Source organism: Nocardioides abyssi (assembly GCF_030412915.1).
Taxonomy (GTDB): Bacteria; Actinomycetota; Actinomycetes; order Propionibacteriales; family Nocardioidaceae; genus Nocardioides; species Nocardioides abyssi.
This window is the reverse complement of the sequence record NZ_JAUHJR010000009.1, coordinates 63,106-82,766: the sequence shown is the minus strand read 5'-3', so window position 1 is coordinate 82,766 and position 19,661 is coordinate 63,106. Positions and strand designations below refer to the sequence as shown.

Below are 19,661 nucleotides of genomic sequence, written 5' to 3'. Positions count from 1 at the left end.
CCCACCTCCTCGCCACGGATTCCGGTCGCCCTCGGCGGCCGGAATATCGTGGCGCGTCCGGGTGCTCAGCCCGGGTCGAGGGAAGCAGGAGCGGGTGACGGACGAGCACGAGCAGGGCCGGGGATCGACCAGCGCGGGGTTCCGCGTGCTGTGGGTGGCGATCAAGCGCGAGCCGTGGATCTTCACGTTGTCCACCCTCGGCAGCGTGCTCTTCGGCGCGCTGACCGTCGCCGACGCGTGGGTCCTCGGCTGGGCCACCGACCACGTCGTGCTGCCGGCGTTCGAGACCGGCGAGGTCGGCGCCGACATGCTGCTGGCCGTCCTCGGCCTCTTCCTCGGCGTGGCCATCCTTCGGGCGGTCGGCATCGTCGCCCGTCGCCTCGGCGCCGGCGTCATGCAGTACCGCATGCAGGCCCACACCCGCCGCGCCGTCACCCGGCAGTACCTCACCCTCCCGATGGAGTGGCACCAGCGCCACCCCACCGGCCAGCTGCTCTCCAACGCCAACTCCGACGTCGAGGCCGCCTGGGGGCCGATCGCGCCGCTGCCGATGGCGGTCGGCACCGTCGCGATGATGGTGATCGCCGTCGTGCAGATGCTGCTGGCCGACGTGGTCCTGGCCCTGGTGGGCCTGACGATCTTCCCGGTCGTCATCGCGGTCAACGTCGCCTACCAGCGCCTCGCCCAGGGCTGGATGACCCGCGCCCAGCAGCTGCGCGCCGAGGTCAGCGAGATCGCGCACGAGTCCTTCGACGGCGCGATGGTCGTCAAGACGCTTGGCCGCGAGGGGGAGGAGACCGAGCGGTTCGCCTCCCGCGCCCGCGAGCTGCGCGACGTCAACATCCGCGCCGGCCGGATCCGCGCGGCGTTCGACCCGACGCTCGCGGCGCTGCCCAACATCGGCGTCCTCGTCGTCCTGGCCGTGGGCGTCTCCCGCGTGCTCAGCGGCGCCGCCGACGCCGGCGCGGTCGTGACGGTCGCCTACCTGCTCACCATCGTCTCCTTCCCGATCCGCTCCATCGGCTGGCTGCTGGGCGAGTTCCCGCGCAGCGTCGTGGGCTACCGCCGGGTGCGGGGCGTCCTCGACGCGACCGGCGAGATGCCGTACGGCGAGCGCACCGCGGCCGCGGCCGCACCGGCCGGCGCGCGCGGCGCGGGCCTCGTCGTCGACGGGCTGGCCTACTCCTACGAGCCCGGCCGCCGGCTCCTCGACGGCGTCGACCTGTCCGTCGAGCCGGGCCGCACCGTGGCGGTCGTCGGCGCGACCGCCTCCGGCAAGAGCACGCTGACGATGCTGCTCAGCCGCCTGGTCGACCCCGACGCCGGCCGCATCCTGCTCGACGGCACCGACCTGCGCGACCTGGCCCGCGGCGAGCTGGCCGAGACGGTCGCGAGCGTCCCGCAGACGCCGTTCCTCTTCGACGACACCGTCCGCGGCAACGTCACCCTCGGCGCCGACGTCACCGACGAGGAGGTGTGGGCGGCGCTCCGGGCCGCGCAGGCCGACGGGTTCGTCGCCGCCCTGCCGCACGGGCTCGACACCCGGCTCGGCGAGCGCGGCACCTCGCTCTCCGGCGGCCAGCGCCAGCGGATCTCGCTGGCCCGCGCCCTGGTGCGCCGCCCGCGCCTGCTGGTCCTCGACGACGCGACCTCCGCGGTCGACCCCGAGGTGGAGGCGCGCATCCTGGCCGCGCTGCGGGACGCCACCGGCGCCGGCCCGACGCTGGTGGTCGTCGCCTACCGCAAGGCGACGATCGCGCTGGCCGACGAGGTCGTCCACCTCGAGGACGGGCGGATCGTCGACCGCGGCACGCACGCCGAGCTGCTGCGCCGCAGCCCGTCGTACGCCCACCTGGTCAACGCCTACGAGACCGAGCACGACGACGTCCACGACGACCGGGAGGTGAACGCATGAGCACGGTGATGGACTCCGGCGAGGAGATCGGCGCGATCCGCACCATCCGCCGCGGCGTGCACTTCTCGCCCGAGCTGAAGGAGGGCATCCGGGGCACGCTCGCGCTCGCGGTGCTGGCCTCGGCCGGCCAGGTCGTCGTCCCGATCGCCGTCCAGCAGGTCCTCGACCGCGGCGTCAACGGTCCGGGCGGGCCGGACGTGTCCTTCACCGTCTGGGCCGGGGTCATCGCCGCGCTCGCGATCGTGGCGACCAGCTGGGCGTCGTACGCCATGACCACCCGGCTCTTCACCTCTGCCGAGCGCGGTCTGGCGACGCTGCGGACCAAGGCGTTCCGGCACGTCCACGACCTGCCGCTGCTGACGCAGAACACCGAGCGCCGCGGCGCGCTGGTCTCCCGCGTGACCAGCGACGTCGACCAGGTCAGCCAGTTCCTCGTCTTCGGCGGCCTGCTCTTCGTCGTCAGCGTCGGGCAGGTGCTCGTCGCGACCGTGGTGATGGTCGTCTACAGCTGGCAGCTCGCGCTGGTCGTGTGGCTCTGCTTCGCGCCGCTGTTCCTCTCGCTGCGCTTCTTCCAGCGCAAGCTCTCCGACGCCTACGGCACCGTGCGGCGACAGGTCGGCCTGATGCTCTCGGCCGTCTCCGAGCCCGTCGTCGGCGCGGCCGTCGTGCGCGCCTACGCCGTCGAGCACCGCACCCAGCGCCGCATCGACGAGGCGATCGACGCCCACAAGGCGGCGAGCACGCGCGCGCAGGGCTTCACGGCGTTCTCGTTCTCCCTCGGCGGCGTGTCCGCCGGCCTCGCCAACGCCGGCGTGCTGATCGTCGGCATCTGGCTGGGCCAGGGCCGCCTGTGGGGCGGCGACATCACCGCCGGCCAGGTGCTGGCGTTCGCGTTCCTCGTGACGCTGTTCGTCGGCCCGGTGCAGATGGGCACCCAGATCCTCACCGACGCCCAGAACGCGATCGCCGGCTGGCGTCGCGTCATCGGCATCCTCGAGACCCCCGCCGACCTCGTCGACCCGGGGGAGGCGGGCGAGGTCCTGCCGCGCGGGCCGATCGACGTGCGCTTCGAGCACGTCTCGTTCGCCTACCCCACCGGCCCGCTCGTCCTGCGCGACATCAACCTGGCGATCGCGTCGGGCACCCGCGTCGCCGTCGTCGGCGAGACCGGCTCGGGCAAGTCGACGGTCGCGAAGCTGCTGACCCGCCTGATGGACCCCTCCGAGGGGCGCGTGCTCCTCGACGGCGTCGACGTGCGCGACATCGGGTCCACCTCGCTGCGCCGCAGCGTGGTGCTGGTGCCGCAGGAGGGCTTCCTCTTCGACGACACCCTCGCCGCCAACGTCCGCTACGGCCGCCTCGAGGCCACCGACGACGAGATCCGCGCCAGCGCGGAGGAGCTCGGCCTCGGCGACTGGCTCGCCGGCCTGCCCCGCGGCATCGAGACCCCGGTCGGCCAGCGCGGCGAGTCGCTCTCGGCGGGGGAGCGGCAGCTGGTCGCGCTCCTGCGGGCCCACCTCGCCGACCCCGACCTGCTCGTGCTCGACGAGGCCACCAGTGCCGTCGACCCCGCGCTGGAGATGCGGATCGGCCGGGCGCTCGAGCGGCTCATGAACGGCCGCACCTCGGTCACCATCGCCCACCGCCTCTCGACCGCCGAGAACGCCGACGAGGTCGTCGTCGTCGACCGCGGCCGGGTCGTCCAGCGGGGGCCGCACGCTGCCCTCGTCGCCGAGCAGGGCGGGGTGTACGCCGGCCTGCACGCCTCCTGGGTCGCCCAGCAGGGCCGCTGACGGGCTGCTGTCGGGCCGCCGCCGAGCTGCTGGTCCGGCTGGTGGAGGGTGGGCCGTCGACGACCCGGGACCACCCTAGGGCCGGCATGGCCCGGACGGACTAGTGCCGACGGGTGGTTTTGCCGTCGGCCCGTGACAGGCCCCTGACGGGGTCGTTGGAGGGTCGCTGCCCCTGCCCCCTGGGGTATCGACTCCCCGCCACGAGAGGTGACCCATGCCCTCCACCCCGTCCACCCGCCTGCGGAGCGGACCGCTCGCGGTCCTCCTCACCGCGCTGGCCCTCGTGCTCGGCGCGCTGAGCGCCGCACCGGCCGCTGCGGCGACCGAGTTCGAGTTCTCGGGGGTCGTGTCCGATCCCTTCGCAGGTCCGGTCAGCGGGGTGACGGTGACGGCGAGGAGCACGGTGTCGACCACGGCGGCGCCGGTCACGGCCGCCAGCAACGCCGAGGGCCGCTACGCCCTGAAGCTCCCCGAGGGCACCTACAAGGTCAGCTACGAGAAGTCCGGCTACGTGACGGAGTGGTGGAAGAACGCCGGCTCCGAAGCACTGGGCAGCGTCGTCAGCGCCGCCGATGCGGCTGCGCATGTCGAGCTGGCCCGCACCGAGGCTCCGATCACCGGAACGGTCCGTTCGTCCCAGTCCGGCGCGCCTGCGATCAGCGGGGTCTCGGTCGAGGTGTGGCGTCGTACGGTCACGGCGAGCGGCGTCGAGTTCGTCGAGAAGGCCACCGGCACCACCAATGCCTCCGGGAACTTCGCGGTCCCGGTGCCGTGGGGCGACAACTACGTCATCGGTTTCGTCGGAGCCTCGGCGTTCGCCGAGGAGTGGTACGACGACCAGCCGACCCGTGACGCCGCGACGACGGTGAGCGTCGCAGCCGGTGCCGGTCGATCGCTCGGCACCGTCCAGCTCGACCGCGTGCGCCGGCAGGGGACGATCTCGGGCGCCGTCCTCACGTCGGACAACCGTCCGATCGACGGCGCCACGGTCACCGCCTACAGCTTCCGCGTGGACGGCGACGGCAAGCAGATCTGGGAGGAGACCAGGAAGGGGGCCACTGAGGCGGACGGCACCTACTCGCTCGACCTGGACCCCGGCTATTACCGCATCGGGTTCTCCAAGCCCGGCCACACCACTGTGTTCCACGGCGGCGGGGGACGCGTCGAGGAGGGCACGGACCTCGCCGTGTCCGACGGACAGCAGCGGACCGGCATCGACGTCAAGCTCGCGCTGCCCGGTCGCGTCACCGGTCGGCTGGTCAACCCGGACGGCACGCCGTACGCAGCGGGCGGCACGACGCTGACCTTCTTCCGCGAGGTCCGTGACCGCGAGCCCGAGACCAACACCATCCGCACCTCGTGGCAGGTAGCCGGCGGCGGGCCCGTCGCCACCGATGCGACCGGCTACTACGAGCAGGTCCTCCCGGCTGGCACCTACCGGGCGAAGGTCACGCTGCCGGGCCTGGGGGAGGGATTCCTGCCCGGCCTGGTCGGCCTGGACAAGGCCGCCGACGTGACCGTGGCGGCCGAGAAGGTCACGGCCGTCCCCGCCCGCACCATCGCCACCAGCCTGCTGAGCGGCACCGTGCGCAACCCGCAGGGCACGGGCGTCAGCGGCCTGGGCGTCGACGCCCACTACCGCCTCGTCACCGACATCCGCGACGGCGTCGCCGTCACCACCGATGTCGCCAGCCCCGTCGCGACCACGACCACCGGCGCAGGCGGCGCCTGGTCGGTGCGCGTGGCCCACCGGCCCTACCGCGTGAGGCTCTCCGGCAGCGTCGGCGGCCAGCGGGTCGAGACCTGGTGGCCGGCCTCCACCACCCGTGCCGGCGCCACCGACGTGGTCGTCGCCGGCCCGACGCCGAACGTCGACTTCACCGTCGGCCGCTCGCAGGTGCAGAACACCGCTCGTCCGTGGATCTCCGGCGGTGCCAAGGGCGGCACCCGGATGACGGCCAACAAGGGCACGTGGACCCCGGGCACCACGCTCGCCGTGCAGTGGCTGGGCAACGGCTCGCCCATCAGCGGCGCGACCGGCGACACCTACACGCCGTCGTCGTTCTCCTCCGGCATCCGCTACTCGATCCGCGTCACCGGCACCCAGGCCGGCCTGGAGCCGCTGACGGTCACCTCGCAGCAGACCGGCCCGAGCGCCGGCATCTTCGGCGGGGCCGCCTTCGAGAACCGCCTCCTGCCGAGCATCACCGGCACCCCCGCCACGGGGTCGACCCTCACCGCGACCAATGGCGAGTGGAGCACCACGCCGACGGCGTTCGCCTACCAGTGGACCGCCGACGGCACCGCCATCGCCGGTGCCACCGGGCGGACCTTCGACCCGACCGAGGCGCAGGTCGGCCGCCGGATCGCGGTCCGCGTCACCGCCACCGGGGGTGGCACCGCGACGGCGACCTCCGAGCCCACGGCCCAGGTCACGCGCGGCGCGATCACCAACCGCGTCCTCCCGACCGTCACCGGCACCGCCCGCGAGGGCGAGCGGCTCACCGCCACCGGCGGCACCTGGTCGGTCGACGCCCCGGCGCTGGCCTACCAGTGGTTGGCCGACGGCGTCGCCGTCGCCGGCGCGACCGGTGACCAGCTGCTGCTCGGCGCCGCCCAGGTCGGCAAGCAGGTCTCGGTCCGCGTGACCGCCAGCCGGCCCGGCCTGACCGCCTCCAGCGCGGAGTCGGCGCGGACCGTCGCGGTCGTCGCCGACCTCGAGGAGATCGTCAACACCGCCCGGCCGGTGGTCACCGGCACCCCGGTCGTCGGCGGCACCCTCGCGGCCACCGCCGGCTCCTGGACCCCGAGCCCCACCTCGGTGACCTACCAGTGGCAGGCCGACGGCACGGCGATCCCCGGCGCCACCGGCTCGTCGTACTCGCCGACCGGTGCCGTCCTCGGTCGCCGGCTGACCGTCGTCGTGACCGCCCGCCGAGCGGGCCACCGCGACGCGGACGCCACCTCGCTGCCGACGGCCGCGGTCGCCGACAGCCCGGTGGCCGTCACCCAGGGGCCGCGGGTCACCGGCAAGGCGCGGGTCGGCGCCCGCCTCACCGCCTCGGCCGGCACGTTCAGCCCCGGTGACGCCACGGCGTCCTACCAGTGGCTGCGCGACGGTCGTGCGGTCCCCGGCGCCACCGCCGGCAGCTACCGGGTCACGGCCGACGACCTCGGCAGCCGGATCGGTGTCCGGGTGACCTACACCCACCCGACCCGCGCCACGACCCAGCGCGCCACCTCCCTCGGGGCGCTGGTCAAGGCGGCGCCGAAGCTGCGGCTGGTCTCGTCGGCCCGGGGCCGGACCGCCGTGCTCCGGCTCGTCGTCACGGCCCCCGGCACCGACCCGACCGGCCGCGTGCGCGTCCTGGAGCGCGGCCGCGTGGTCGCCACCGGCCGGCTGCAGGACGGCCGGGTCCGCCTGGTCGTGCGCAAGCTGTCGGACGGGATGCACGCCTTCACGGTGAAGTACGCCGGCGACCGGCTCACCGCGTCGGGCCAGCGCACGGCCCGGATCGGCATCCCGGGCTGACCGGGCCGACCGGGCGGATGGTCCTGCGTTGACGGGGGCCGGGGATACTGAGCAGGTGAGCTCCCTGGCCCCCGACATCGCCGACCGCCTCAAGCGCACCGCCGACGGACTGGTCCCGGCGGTGGTGCAGCAGCACGACACCGGCGAGGTGCTGATGCTCGGCTGGATGGACGACGAGGCGCTGCACCGCACGCTGACGACCGGCCGGGCGACGTACTGGTCGCGCTCGCGCCAGGAGTACTGGCTCAAGGGCGAGACCTCCGGCCACGTCCAGTGGGTCAAGGAGGTCCGCCTCGACTGCGACGGCGACACGCTGCTGGTCAAGGTCGACCAGGAGGGCGCCGCCTGCCACACCGGCGACCGCACCTGCTTCGACGCCGTCGAGCTCCCGACCCGTGGCTGACCCCGCGGCCCGCCGGACCTTCGGGCCGCTCGTCCTCGCAGGCCTCGCCGGGGCGACGCTCGCGGCCGTCGGTGGCAGCCGCCCGTGGGCCGAGGCCGCCGCGGGCAGCGGGGGAGAGGCGGCATTCCTGGGCTACGCGGCGGGCGACACCGGCGAGATGCCGGCCGCGACCGCGGTGGCGCTGGTCGTGCTGGCCTGCTGGGGCGTCCTGCTCGTCACCCGCCGGCGGGTGCGCCGCGCGGTCGCCGTGCTGGGCGCCGTCGCCGCGCTCGGCCTGGTCGCGGCGGTGGTGGTCGGCTGGTCCTCGACCGTCGACGACGTGCGTGCGGCGTACGACGCCACCGGCTCGACCCCCGAGGTCGGCCGGACCGCGTGGCTGTGGGCCTCGGCGCTCGGCTCGCTCGTGACGCTGGTGGCCTCGGTGGCGGCCGTGCGCCTCGTGCCGGGCTGGCCGGAGATGGGCAGCCGCTACGACGCCCCGGCCGGTGGGCCCGCGGCCGCTCCGGAGGCGGTCGCGCCCGAGGACGCGACCAACATCGACCTGTGGAAGGCGATGGACGAGGGACGCGACCCGACGGCCTGACCGCGGCCCGGGTGTCGCTAGGATCGCCCCGTCACCACGACCCCCGATCGAGGAGCTCTCCGCATGTCTAGTGCCCACCACGGCAACACCCCCGCGGCCTGGACCGCCGTCGTGGTCGCCCTGCTCGGCTTCGTGGTCGGTGGTGTCGGTCTGATGCTCGACCCGGTCAGCTTCGTCGTCTTCTGGGTCGGCGTGGCGATGGTCGTCGTCGCGCTGGTGATCTTCATCGCCATGGACAAGATGGGCATGAACGAGTGACCTCGCGGTGACCCTCCGGCAGCGCCTCCTGGCGCCCGGGGTCACCCTCGGCGGCCTCGCCGCCGCCGCGCTGGCGCTCCGCCTGCGCGACCCGCACGAGCCCGGCGCCTGGGGCGTGTGCCCGAGCGCGGCGCTCGGCCTGGCCTGTCCCGGCTGCGGCGGGCTCCGCGCCGTCAACGACCTGACCCACGGCCGCTGGGCCGACGCCGCGTCCAGCAACCTGCTGCTGGTCGCGCTGCTCCTGGTCCTCGCCGTGGTCGGCGGCTGGTGGGTGCTGCGCCGGCGACCGGACGGACGCAGCCCGGTCTCCCCGCGGCTGGCTCGCGGTGCGACCGTCACCCTCGGGGTCGTCGCGCTCGCCTTCACGGTGCTGCGCAACCTCCCCGCGGGCGCCTGGCTCGCCCCCTGACCTGCAGCGGGGGAGGAGCCGCGTGACAGACTCGTGACGTGCGGCTCCGCCTGTGCCGCCACCCGATCCATGCCTGAGGAGCAGCCGTGTCCGTGCTCGACGACATCGTCGACGGGGTCCGCGCCGACCTCGCGGAGCGCGAGGCGGCCCTGCCCCTCGCCGACCTGCGGGCGGCCCTCGCCGACGTCGACCCGCCGCGCGACCCGATGCCGCACCTGCGTGCGCCGGGCTCGAGCGTCATCGCCGAGGTCAAGCGACGCAGCCCCAGCAAGGGCGACCTCGCCGACATCCCCGACCCCGCCGTGCTCGCGAAGGAGTACGCCGCCGGGGGCGCCGCCGCGATCAGCGTGCTGACCGAGCAGCGCCGGTTCGGCGGCAGCCTGGCCGACCTGCGCGCGGTCCGCGCGGCCGTCGACGTGCCGCTGCTCCGCAAGGACTTCATCGTCTCCAGCTACCAGCTCGTCGAGGCCCGCGCCAACGGCGCCGACCTGGCGCTGCTGATCGTGGCCGCGCTGCCCGGCGACGAGCTGCGCCGCCTCCACGACGAGGCCCGCGAGCTGGGGCTGACCGTGCTCGTGGAGGTCCACGACGAGGTCGAGACCGAGCGGGCCGTGGAGCTCGGCGCCGAGCTGGTCGGCGTCAACGCCCGCAACCTCAAGACGCTGGAGATCCACGCCGACACCTTCGGGCGGCTCGCGCCGCTCGTGCCCGACGACCGGGTGAAGGTGGCCGAGTCGGGGATCTTCTCGCCCGCCGACGTCGAGCGGTTCGTGGGCGAGGGTGCCCGCGCCGTGCTCGTCGGCGAGGCGCTGGTCAAGGACGGCGACCCGCAGGCCGCCGTCCGCGCGATGACAGGAGTGGGCGCATGACGACCGAGGTGCACCGCACGACGAGCTACGACGCCGACGAGCGCGGCTGGTTCGGCGGGCCCGAGCAGGGCTGGGGCGGCCGCTTCATGCCGGAGGCCCTGGTCGCGGCGCTCGACGAGCTCACCGAGGCCTGGCACGAGGCCATGGCCGACCCGGCCTTCGTCGCGGAGTTCGACGCGATCCTGCGCGACTACGGCGGCATGCCGAGCCCGCTCTACCACGCCGAGCGGCTCAGCCGGCAGGTCGGCGCCCGCATCCTGCTCAAGCGCGAGGACCTCAACCACACCGGCGCCCACAAGATCCGCAACGTCCTGGGCCAGGCCCTGCTGACCAAGCGGATGGGCAAGACGCGCGTCATCGCCGAGACCGGGGCCGGGCAGCACGGCGTCGCCAGCGCGACCGCGGCGGCGTACTTCGGGCTCGACTGCACCGTCTACATGGGCGCGGTCGACACCAGGCGCCAGGCGCTCAACGTCGCGCGGATGCACCTGCTCGGCGCCGAGGTGGTGCCGGTGGAGTCCGGGAGCGCCACGCTCAAGGACGCCATCAACGAGGCGCTGCGCGACTGGGTCGCCAGCGTCGACCGCACGGCGTACCTCTTCGGCACCGCCGCCGGCCCGCACCCGTTCCCCAGCATGGTCCGCGACTTCACGCGCGGCATCGGCGACGAGGCGCGCGCCCAGGTCCTCGAGCGGTACGGCGTGCTGCCGGACGCGATCGCCGCGTGCGTCGGTGGCGGGTCCAACGCGATCGGCCTGTTCACCGCGTTCCTCGACGACGAGGGCGTGGCCATCCACGGCTTCGAGCCCGGCGGCGAGGGTGTCGACACCCCGCGCCACGCGGCGACGATCCACGCAGGTGAGAAGGGCGTGCTGCACGGGGCGCGCACCTACGTCCTGCAGGACGCCGACGGGCAGACCATCGAGTCGCACTCGATCTCGGCCGGTCTCGACTACCCCGGCGTCGGCCCGCAGCACGCGCACCTGGCCGCGACCGGCCGCGTGACCTACACGCCGGTCACCGACGTCGAGGCGATGGACGCGATGGCGCTGCTGAGCCGCACCGAGGGCATCATCCCGGCGATCGAGTCCGCCCACGCCGTCGCGGGGGCGATGCGCGTCGCCCGCGAGCTGGCCGCCGAGAAGGGGCCGGACGCGACCGTGCTGATCAACCTCTCCGGCCGCGGCGACAAGGACATGGGGACCGCGATCGAGTGGTTCGGCCTGGGCCGCACCGAGGCCGAGATCTCCGACGACGTCACCGAGGAGCCGGTCGGATGACCCGCACGACCACCGTCACCGCCAGCACCGCCTTCGAGCGGGCCCGCGCCGAGGGCCGAGCGGCCCTGGTGGGCTACCTGCCCGCGGGCTACCCCGACGTGGCCGGGGGCATCGACGCGCTCAAGGCGCTCGTCGACTCCGGCTGCGACGTCATCGAGATCGGGCTGCCCTACAGCGACCCGGTCATGGACGGGCCGACCATCCAGGCCGCGGCGCAGGCCGCGCTCGAGGGCGGCGTGCGCACCACCGACGTGCTGCGCACCGTCGAGGCGGTCGCCGCCACCGGCACGCCCACGCTGGTGATGACCTACTGGAACCCGGTCGAGCGCTACGGCGTGCCGCGCTTCGCCGCCGACCTCGCGAGCGCCGGGGGAGCGGGCCTGATCACCCCCGACCTGACCCCCGACAGCGCGCCCGAGTGGATCGCCGCCGCCGACGAGCACGGCCTGGACAAGGTCTTCCTCGTCGCGCCTTCCTCGACCGACGAGCGGATCGCGATGACGACGGCCGCGTGCCGCGGGTTCGTCTACGCCACCGGGATCATGGGCGTCACCGGCACCACCCAGACCACCGCCGCGGCCGTCGCGCCGCTGGTCGCCCGCACCCGCGCGCTCAGCCCGGAGGGCTCCGACCTCCCGGTCGGCGTCGGCGTCGGGGTCAGCACCGGCGACCAGGCCGCCGACCTCGCCGAGCACGTCGACGGCGTGATCGTCGGCTCCGCGTTCGTGCGCCGCCTGCTCGACCACGCCGACGACCGCCCCGCGGGCCTGCGCGCGCTGGGCGCCCTGGCCGAGGAGCTCGCCGCGGGGGTCCGGCGTGGGTAGGTCCGCCCGTCTGCGCACCGCCCTCGCGTCGACCCTCGCCGCCGGCCTGCTGCTCGCCGGGTGCGGCGGCGAGAGCGGCGACGGCGAGGTCACCGGCAGCGTCGTCGACCCGCCGTTCGAGGTGGCCGCGACCCCGCTGACCGACACCGAGGGGAAGCCCTTCTCGCTCGCCGACGACACCGACGCCCGGCTGACGCTGGTGTTCTTCGGCTACACCCAGTGCCCCGACATCTGCCCGATGGTGATGCAGACCCTCACCTCCGGGCTCACCAAGCTCAGCGACGAGGAGCGCGAGCAGGTCGACGTGGTCTTCGTGACCACCGACCCCGCGACCGACACCCGCGCGGTGCTGCGCGACTACCTCGACCGGTTCGACCCGTCGTACGTCGGCGTGCGCGGCGACCTCGACACGACCGCCACGGTCGCCGAGTCGGTCGGCGTGTTCGTCGCCGACGGCGAGGAGCTGGCGTCGGGGGGCTACGACCTCGGCAGCCACGGCACCTACGTGATCGCGGTGGACGGCAACGACCGGGCGCCGATGTTCTGGCGCCAGGACACCTCCGCCGACGAGTTCCGGTCCGACATCTCCAGCCTGCTGGGTGACGCGTGAGCGGGCTCGGCGGGATCACGCCCGACCTGGTCGCGGGCCTGGCCACGCTGAGCATCCCGAGCCCGAGCGAGGGCACGTGGTACCTCGGCCCGGTGCCGCTGCGGGGGTACGCCCTGTCGATCATCCTCGGGATCGTCGTGGCCGTCTGGCTCTCCGAGCGCCGCTGGGTCGCCCGCGGCGGCACGGCCGGGGACATCCAGGACCTCGCGATCTGGGGCATCCCCTTCGGCCTCGTCGGCGGTCGGCTCTACCACGTCGCCACCGACAGCGGCCGCTACTTCGGCGAGGGCAACAACCCCGTCACCGCGCTCTACGTGTGGCGCGGCGGGCTCGGCGTGTGGGGCGCGATCGCGCTCGGCGCCGTCGGCGTCCTCATCGGCGCCCGGCTCAAGGGCATCCGGCTGCTGCCGGTCCTCGACGCGATCGCACCGACCGTGCTGGTCGCCCAGGCGATCGGGCGGTGGGGCAACTGGTTCAACCAGGAGCTCTTCGGCAAGCCCACCGACCTGCCGTGGGCGCTGGAGATCGATCCCGCCCACCGGCCCTCGGGCTACCTCGACCAGGCGACCTTCCACCCCACGTTCCTCTACGAGTGCCTGTGGAACCTCGCGGCTTTCGCCGTCGTGGTCTGGCTCGACCGCCGGCTGCGGCTCGGCCACGGGCGCGTGGCCGCGCTCTACGTGATGGCCTACACGCTGGGCCGCGGGTGGATCGAGATGCTGCGCATCGACGACGTCGAGCTCGCCGACGTCGGCGGGCTGCGCTTCAACGTGTGGACCTCGATCGTGCTGTTCGTGCTCGCGGCGGCGTACTTCGCGTGGTCCTCGCGGCGCCGACCCGGCCGGGAGGAGAGCGTCCACCTCGACGGACGTGAGGTCGGCGACGTCCGAGACGACGTCACGAGGTGACCCACGCCCGCAACGCGGTGGTAACCTGACGGCTCCGCGTGGGCCAACGTCGTCCCTGCACCTTCCTCAGCTCCTCGGGCCGATCCGGTCCGTCCCGCTGAATCCTGCATGTGCCGACCAGCCGGCCGCCTCGTCCCGGAGCCTTCTCACCGAGCCTCCGTGCGGGGACCGGCTCGACGACGGGAGAACCCAGTGCCCTACCCGCACGCGTTCCCGCCGCCCCAAGGGCTCTACGACCCCAGCCACGAGCACGACGCGTGCGGTGTGGCTTTCGTCGCGAACCTGTCAGGCGCCGCGAGCCACGAGATCGTCCGCCAGGGCGTGACCGCGCTCCTCAACCTCGACCACCGCGGAGCCGCGGGCGCCGAGACCAACTCCGGCGACGGCGCCGGCATCCTCATCCAGGTCCCCGACGCCTTCCTGCGCGAGGTCGTGGACTTCGAGCTCCCCAGCCGCGGTGCGTACGCCGTCGGCACGGCGTTCCTGCCGGGTGACGACGAGGCGGTCGCCGCCACCCGCCGCCGCCTCGAGGAGCTCGCCGACGAGGAGGGCCTCGAGGTCCTCGGCTGGCGCGACGTGCCGGTCGACCCCGCGCCGCTGGGGCAGACCGCGCTCGGCGTCATGCCGACCTTCGCCCAGCTCTTCGTGGCCGGCAAGGGCACCCGCCTGACCGGCCTGGGCCTGGAGCGGATGGCCTTCTGCCTGCGCAAGCGCGCCGAGCGGGAGACCGACGTCTACTTCCCGTCGCTGTCCTCGCGGACCCTGGTCTACAAGGGCATGCTCACCCCCGCGCAGCTCGACGTGGTCTTCCCCGACCTGCGCGACGAGCGGGTGACCTCGGCGATGGCCGTGGTCCACTCGCGCTTCTCGACCAACACCTTCCCGAGCTGGCCGCTCTCGCACCCGTTCCGCTACATCGCGCACAACGGCGAGATCAACACGGTCATGGGCAACCGGAACTGGATGCGCGCCCGCGAGGCGCTGCTGCAGTCCGACCTCATCCCGGGCGACCTCGAGCGGCTCTACCCGATCTGCACCCCGGGCGCCTCGGACTCCGCGTCGTTCGACGAGGTGCTCGAGCTGCTGCACATGGGCGGGCGGTCGCTGCCGCACTCGGTGCTGATGATGATCCCCGAGGCGTGGGAGAACCACGGCGAGATGGACGCCAAGCGCCGCGCGTTCTACGAGTTCCACTCCGCGATGATGGAGCCGTGGGACGGCCCCGCCTGCGTCGTCTTCACCGACGGCTCACAGATCGGCGCCGTGCTCGACCGCAACGGCCTGCGCCCCTCCCGCTACTGGGTCACCGACGACGGCCTCGTCGTGCTGGCCTCCGAGGTCGGCGTCCTCGACATCGACCCCGCCAAGGTGGTCCGCAAGGGCCGCCTGCAGCCGGGCCGGATGTTCCTCGTCGACACCGACGAGGGCCGGATCATCGAGGACGAGGAGATCAAGGCCGGGCTCGCCGCGGAGCACCCCTACGAGGAGTGGCTGCACGCCGGGCTCATCCACCTCGACGACATCCCCGAGCGTGAGCACATCGTGCACACCCATGCCTCGGTGACCCGTCGCCAGCAGGTCTTCGGCTACTCCCAGGAGGAGCTGCGGGTCATCCTCTCGCCGATGGCCAACACCGGCGCCGAGCCGATCGGCTCGATGGGCACCGACACCCCGATCGCGGCGCTCAGCGACAAGCCGCGGCTGCTGTTCGACTACTTCAACCAGCTCTTCGCGCAGGTCACGAACCCGCCGCTGGACGCCATCCGCGAGGAGCTCGTCACCTCGCTCAACGGCACCATCGGCCCGGAGTCGAACCTGCTCGAGCCGCAGCCGGCCTCGTGCCGGCAGGTCGTGCTGCCGTTCCCGGTCATCTCCAACGACGACCTGGCCAAGATCCGCCACATCAACCGCGACGGCGACATGCCGGGGTTCATCACCCACGTCTCCCGCGGCCTCTACGAGGTCGAGGGTGGCGGCGAGGCGCTCGCCCGCCGGATCGAGGAGATCTGCGGCGAGGTCAGCCGGGCGATCGCCGACGGGGCGCGGATCATCGTGCTTTCCGACCGGCACTCCACCGCCGAGCTCGCGCCGATCCCGTCGCTGCTGCTCACCGGCGCCGTCCACCACCACCTGGTCCGCGAGAAGACCCGCACCCAGGTCGGCCTGCTCGTCGAGGCCGGCGACGTCCGCGAGGTCCACCACGTCGCGCTGCTCGTCGGGTACGGCGCCGCGGCGGTCAACCCCTACCTCGCGATGGAGTCCGTGGAGGACCTCGCCCGCGACGGCTACTACGTGAAGGCCGACCCCGAGGTCGCGGTCAAGAACCTGGTCAAGGCGCTCGGCAAGGGCGTGCTGAAGGTGATGTCCAAGATGGGCGTCTCCACCGTGGCCTCCTACACCGGCGCCCAGATCTTCGAGGCCGTCGGGCTCTCGCAGTCGGTCGTCGACCAGTACTTCACCGGCACGACCAGCAAGCTCGGCGGGATCGAGCTGGGGACCATCGCCGAGGAGGTCGCCCGGCGCCACGCCACGGCGTACCCCCGCGGCGGGATCTCCCCGACCCACCGCGAGCTGGAGACCGGCGGCGAGTACCAGTGGCGCCGCGACGGCGAGCCGCACCTGTTCGACCCCGAGACCGTCTTCCGCCTGCAGCACTCCACGCGCGCCGGCCGCTACGACGTGTTCAAGCAGTACACCGCGCGCGTCGACGAGCAGTCGGTCCGCCTGATGACGCTGCGGGGGCTCTTCCGGTTCAAGGGTGCGGAGGTCACCGGCCGGGAGGCGATCCCGGTCGAGGAGGTCGAGTCGGTCGAGTCGATCGTCAAGCGGTTCTCGACGGGCGCGATGTCGTACGGCTCGATCAGCCAGGAGGCGCACGAGACCCTCGCGATCGCCATGAACCGGCTCGGCGGCAAGTCGAACACCGGTGAGGGCGGCGAGGACCCCGAGCGGCTCTACGACCCCGAGCGCCGCAGCGCGATCAAGCAGGTCGCCTCGGGCCGCTTCGGCGTGACCGCGGAGTACCTCACCAACTCCGACGACATCCAGATCAAGATGGCGCAGGGCGCCAAGCCCGGCGAGGGCGGCCAGCTGCCTGGCCACAAGGTCTACCCGTGGGTGGCCAAGACCCGGCACTCCACGCCGGGCGTGGGCCTGATCAGCCCGCCGCCGCACCACGACATCTACTCGATCGAGGACCTGGCGCAGCTGATCCACGACCTGAAGAACGCCAACCCCGCGGCTCGCGTCCACGTGAAGCTGGTCTCGGAGATGGGCGTCGGAACGGTCGCGACCGGTGTGTCCAAGGCGCACGCCGACGTCGTGCTCATCTCTGGCAACGACGGTGGCACCGGCGCGTCGCCGCTCACCTCGCTCAAGCACGCGGGCGGTCCCTGGGAGCTCGGCCTGGCCGAGACCCAGCAGACGCTGCTGCTCAACAACCTGCGCGACCGGATCGTCGTGCAGGCCGACGGGCAGCTCAAGACCGGTCGCGACGTCGTCGTGGCCGCGCTGCTGGGCGCCGAGGAGTTCGGCTTCGCCACCGCGCCGCTGGTGGTCTCGGGCTGCATCATGATGCGCGTCTGCCACCTCGACACCTGCCCCGTGGGCGTCGCGACGCAGAACCCCGTGCTGCGCGAGCGCTTCAACGGCAAGGCCGAGTACGTCGTGAACTTCTTCGAGTTCATCGCCCAGGAGGTGCGCGAGTACCTCGCCGAGCTCGGCTTCCGCAGCATCGACGAGGCCGTCGGCCGCGTCGACGCCCTGGACGTGGGCGCGGCGGTCAACCACTGGAAGGCCGCCGGGCTGGACCTCACCCCGGTCCTGCACGTGCCCGAGCTGGCCGAGGGCGCGTCGCTGCGCAACACGACCGGCCAGGACCACGGGCTGGAGAAGGCGCTCGACGTCACCACGCTCGTGCCGCTGGCCGAGGCCGCGCTCGAGCGCGGCGAGCCGGTGCGCGCGCAGGTCGAGATCCGCAACGTCAACCGCACCGTCGGCACGATCCTCGGCCACGAGGTCACCAAGCGGTACGGCGGCGAGGGGCTGCCCGAGGGCACGATCGACCTCACCTTCACCGGCTCGGCCGGCCAGTCCTTCGGCGCGTTCGTGCCGAAGGGGATGACCTTGCGGCTGGAGGGCGACGCCAACGACTACGTCGGCAAGGGCCTCTCCGGTGGCCGCATCGTCGTGCGGCCCGACCGCGCGGCGTCGTTCCGCTCCGAGGAGCAGGTCATCGCCGGCAACACGATCGGCTACGGCGCCACCTCGGGCCGGATCTTCCTGCGCGGCGGGGTGGGCGAGCGGTTCTGCGTCCGCAACTCCGGCGCCTGGGCCGTCACCGAGGGCGTGGGCGACCACGCCTGCGAGTACATGACCGGCGGGCGCGTCGTCGTCCTCGGTCCCACGGGCCGCAACTTCGCCGCCGGCATGTCCGGCGGCGTGGCCTGGGTCCTCGACCTCGACCCGAAGCGGGTCAACCCCGAGCTCGTCGAGCTCTCGCCGGTCGCCGGCGAGGCCGCGGCCGAGCTCGAGCAGCTGGTGCGCGAGCACCAGGAGGAGACCGGCTCGGAGGTCGCGGCGCAGCTGCTGGCCGACTGGCCGGCCGCCCTCGAGCGCTTCACCGAGGTCATGCCGACCGACTACCGCAAGGTCCTCGAGGCCAAGGCCAAGGCCGAGGCCGACGGCCTGGACGAGAACCAGACCGCCCACGCGATGATGGAGGCCCTCCATGGCTGACCCCAAGGGATTCCTGAAGGAGGGCCGCGAGGTCGCGGTCCGGCGCCCCGTCGAGGAGCGCGTCCAGGACTGGAACGAGGTCTACCCGGGATCGGCGGGCCGCGCGCTGCTGCCGATCATCACCCCGCAGGCCGGGCGCTGCATGGACTGCGGCATCCCGTTCTGCCACCAGGGCTGCCCGCTGGGCAACCTGATCCCGGAGTGGAACGACCTGGTCTGGCGCGACGACTGGGACGACGCGATCGAGCGGCTGCACGCGACGAACAACTTCCCGGAGTTCACCGGCCGGCTCTGTCCCGCCCCGTGCGAGACGGCCTGCGTGCTGGGCATCAACCAGGACCCGGTGACGATCAAGAACGTCGAGGTCACGATCGCCGACCGCGCGTTCGACTCCGGCTACGTCCGTCCGCAGCCGCCGGAGTGGCTCTCGGGCCGCACCGTCGCGGTCATCGGCTCCGGCCCGGCCGGCCTGGCCGCGGCCCAGCAGCTCACCCGCGCCGGTCACACCGTCGCGGTCTACGAGCGGGCCGACAAGATCGGCGGGCTGATGCGCTACGGCATCCCCGAGTTCAAGATGGAGAAGAAGTACCTCGACCGGCGCCTGGACCAGATGCGTCGCGAGGGCACCGTCTTCCGGGCAGGGGTCGAGGTGGGCACCGGGTCGCTGACCGCCGAGAAGCTGCGCGAGCGGTACGACGCCGTCGTGCTCGCCATCGGCTCGACCGTCCCGCGCGACCTCCAGGCCCCGGGCCGCGAGCTCGGCGGCATCCACCAGGCGATGGAGTTCCTCCCGCAGGCCAACCGCGCCGCGCTGGGGGAGACCGTCGAGGGGCAGGTCACCGCGACCGGCAAGCACGTCGTGATCATCGGCGGCGGCGACACCGGCGCGGACTGCCTCGGCACCTCCACCCGCCAGGGCGCGGCCTCGATCACCCAGCTGGAGATCATGCCCGAGCCGCCGGAGACCCGGCCCGCGGGACAGCCGTGGCCGACGTACCCGATGACCTTCCGCGTCTCCTCGGCCCACGAGGAGGGCGGCGAGCGGGTCTACGCCGTGTCGACCAAGGAGTTCCTCGGTGACGAGGACGGCAACGTCCGCGCGCTGAAGCTGGTCGACGTGCGGTTCGAGGACGGCAAGCTGGTGGAGGTCGAGGGCACCGAGCGGGAGATCCCGGCGCAGCTGGTGCTCTTCGCGATGGGCTTCACCGGCCCGGAGCAGCCCGGCCTGGTCGAGCAGCTCGGCGTCGACCTCGACGAGCGCGGCAACGTCGCCCGCGACCAGGGTTACCAGTCCTCGGTGCCGGGTGTCTTCGTCGCCGGCGACGCGGGCCGCGGCCAGTCGCTCATCGTGTGGGCGATCGCGGAGGGTCGCGCCGCGGCCGCCGCGGTCGACACCTACCTGACCGGCAAGACGGCGCTGCCGGCGCCGGTCAAGCCGACCGACCGTCCGCTGATGGTCTGAGCAGCACCCGCACGACCCGCGCACGGGGCCCCCGGTCTGGACCGGGGGCCCCGTCGCACGTCGCGGCCGCCGCACGCA

The 19,661-nt window shown here is 73.5% G+C and carries 14 protein-coding genes; all 14 read left to right on the top strand.

The window, feature by feature from the left end; translation table 11 throughout:
• The first annotated feature begins 94 nt into the window (after positions 1 to 94).
• Complete coding sequence (locus QWY29_RS17430) at positions 95 to 1,915, top strand: ABC transporter ATP-binding protein (protein WP_300962386.1); 1,821 nt, start codon at positions 95 to 97, stop codon at positions 1,913 to 1,915.
• On the top strand, positions 1,912 to 3,708 hold the full coding sequence (locus tag QWY29_RS17425; RefSeq protein ID WP_300962385.1) for an ABC transporter ATP-binding protein: 1,797 nt from the start codon (positions 1,912 to 1,914) through the stop codon (positions 3,706 to 3,708). Before QWY29_RS17430 ends, QWY29_RS17425 begins: the two co-directional genes overlap by 4 nt.
• A gap of 214 nt (positions 3,709 to 3,922) precedes the next feature.
• Positions 3,923 to 7,240, top strand: coding sequence for a carboxypeptidase regulatory-like domain-containing protein (locus tag QWY29_RS17420; protein ID WP_300962384.1), 3,318 nt, complete (start codon positions 3,923 to 3,925; stop codon positions 7,238 to 7,240).
• A 55-nt stretch (positions 7,241 to 7,295) separates the two neighbouring features.
• Positions 7,296 to 7,643 carry a phosphoribosyl-AMP cyclohydrolase gene (gene hisI, locus QWY29_RS17415; protein WP_300962383.1) on the top strand — a complete coding sequence of 116 codons (348 nt, stop codon included), beginning with the start codon at positions 7,296 to 7,298 and terminating at the stop codon, positions 7,641 to 7,643.
• Entirely contained in the window at positions 7,636 to 8,226 is a 591-nt protein-coding gene (locus QWY29_RS17410; protein WP_300962382.1) for a Trp biosynthesis-associated membrane protein, read from the top strand. Before hisI ends, QWY29_RS17410 begins: the two co-directional genes overlap by 8 nt.
• Before the next feature lie 63 nt (positions 8,227 to 8,289).
• Positions 8,290 to 8,484, top strand: coding sequence for an HGxxPAAW family protein (locus QWY29_RS17405; RefSeq protein ID WP_300962381.1), 195 nt, complete (start codon positions 8,290 to 8,292; stop codon positions 8,482 to 8,484).
• A gap of 7 nt (positions 8,485 to 8,491) precedes the next feature.
• Positions 8,492 to 8,893 (top strand): DUF2752 domain-containing protein, encoded by a 402-nt coding sequence (locus tag QWY29_RS17400; RefSeq protein WP_300962380.1) that lies wholly within the window; start codon positions 8,492 to 8,494, stop codon positions 8,891 to 8,893.
• A gap of 86 nt (positions 8,894 to 8,979) precedes the next feature.
• Complete coding sequence (gene trpC / locus QWY29_RS17395; protein ID WP_300962379.1) at positions 8,980 to 9,762, top strand: indole-3-glycerol phosphate synthase TrpC; 783 nt, start codon at positions 8,980 to 8,982, stop codon at positions 9,760 to 9,762.
• Positions 9,759 to 11,042 (top strand): tryptophan synthase subunit beta, encoded by a 1,284-nt coding sequence (trpB, locus tag QWY29_RS17390; RefSeq protein ID WP_300962378.1) that lies wholly within the window; start codon positions 9,759 to 9,761, stop codon positions 11,040 to 11,042. The genes trpC and trpB overlap by 4 nt, the downstream gene beginning before the upstream one ends.
• On the top strand, positions 11,039 to 11,866 hold the full coding sequence (gene trpA, locus QWY29_RS17385; RefSeq protein WP_300962377.1) for a tryptophan synthase subunit alpha: 828 nt from the start codon (positions 11,039 to 11,041) through the stop codon (positions 11,864 to 11,866). Before trpB ends, trpA begins: the two co-directional genes overlap by 4 nt.
• The gene (locus QWY29_RS17380; protein WP_300962375.1) at positions 11,859 to 12,476 is read left to right on the top strand and encodes an SCO family protein; all 618 of its coding nucleotides are present in this window, start codon (positions 11,859 to 11,861) and stop codon (positions 12,474 to 12,476) included. Before trpA ends, QWY29_RS17380 begins: the two co-directional genes overlap by 8 nt.
• A complete protein-coding gene (lgt, locus tag QWY29_RS17375) occupies positions 12,473 to 13,384 on the top strand; it encodes a prolipoprotein diacylglyceryl transferase (protein WP_300962373.1) in 912 nt (303 codons plus the stop codon). The genes QWY29_RS17380 and lgt overlap by 4 nt, the downstream gene beginning before the upstream one ends.
• A 192-nt stretch (positions 13,385 to 13,576) precedes the next feature.
• Positions 13,577 to 18,121: a glutamate synthase large subunit gene (gltB, locus tag QWY29_RS17370; protein WP_300962372.1), complete on the top strand. Its 4,545-nt coding sequence runs from the start codon at positions 13,577 to 13,579 to the stop codon at positions 18,119 to 18,121.
• A complete protein-coding gene (locus QWY29_RS17365; protein ID WP_300962370.1) occupies positions 18,114 to 19,583 on the top strand; it encodes a glutamate synthase subunit beta in 1,470 nt (489 codons plus the stop codon). The genes gltB and QWY29_RS17365 overlap by 8 nt, the downstream gene beginning before the upstream one ends.
• Positions 19,584 to 19,661: the final 78 nt, after the last annotated feature.

What these genes read in the sequence shown, in the direction of transcription:
- QWY29_RS17425 (WP_300962385.1), top strand. Translation starts at nt 1,912, where the DNA reads ATGAGCACGGTGATGGACTCCGGCGAGGAGATCGGCGCGATCCGCACC.
- QWY29_RS17420 (WP_300962384.1), top strand. Translation starts at nt 3,923, where the DNA reads ATGCCCTCCACCCCGTCCACCCGCCTGCGGAGCGGACCGCTCGCGGTC.
- QWY29_RS17405 (WP_300962381.1), top strand. Translation starts at nt 8,290, where the DNA reads ATGTCTAGTGCCCACCACGGCAACACCCCCGCGGCCTGGACCGCCGTC.
- trpB (WP_300962378.1), top strand. Translation starts at nt 9,759, where the DNA reads ATGACGACCGAGGTGCACCGCACGACGAGCTACGACGCCGACGAGCGC.
- trpA (WP_300962377.1), top strand. Translation starts at nt 11,039, where the DNA reads ATGACCCGCACGACCACCGTCACCGCCAGCACCGCCTTCGAGCGGGCC.
- QWY29_RS17365 (WP_300962370.1), top strand. Translation starts at nt 18,114, where the DNA reads ATGGCTGACCCCAAGGGATTCCTGAAGGAGGGCCGCGAGGTCGCGGTC.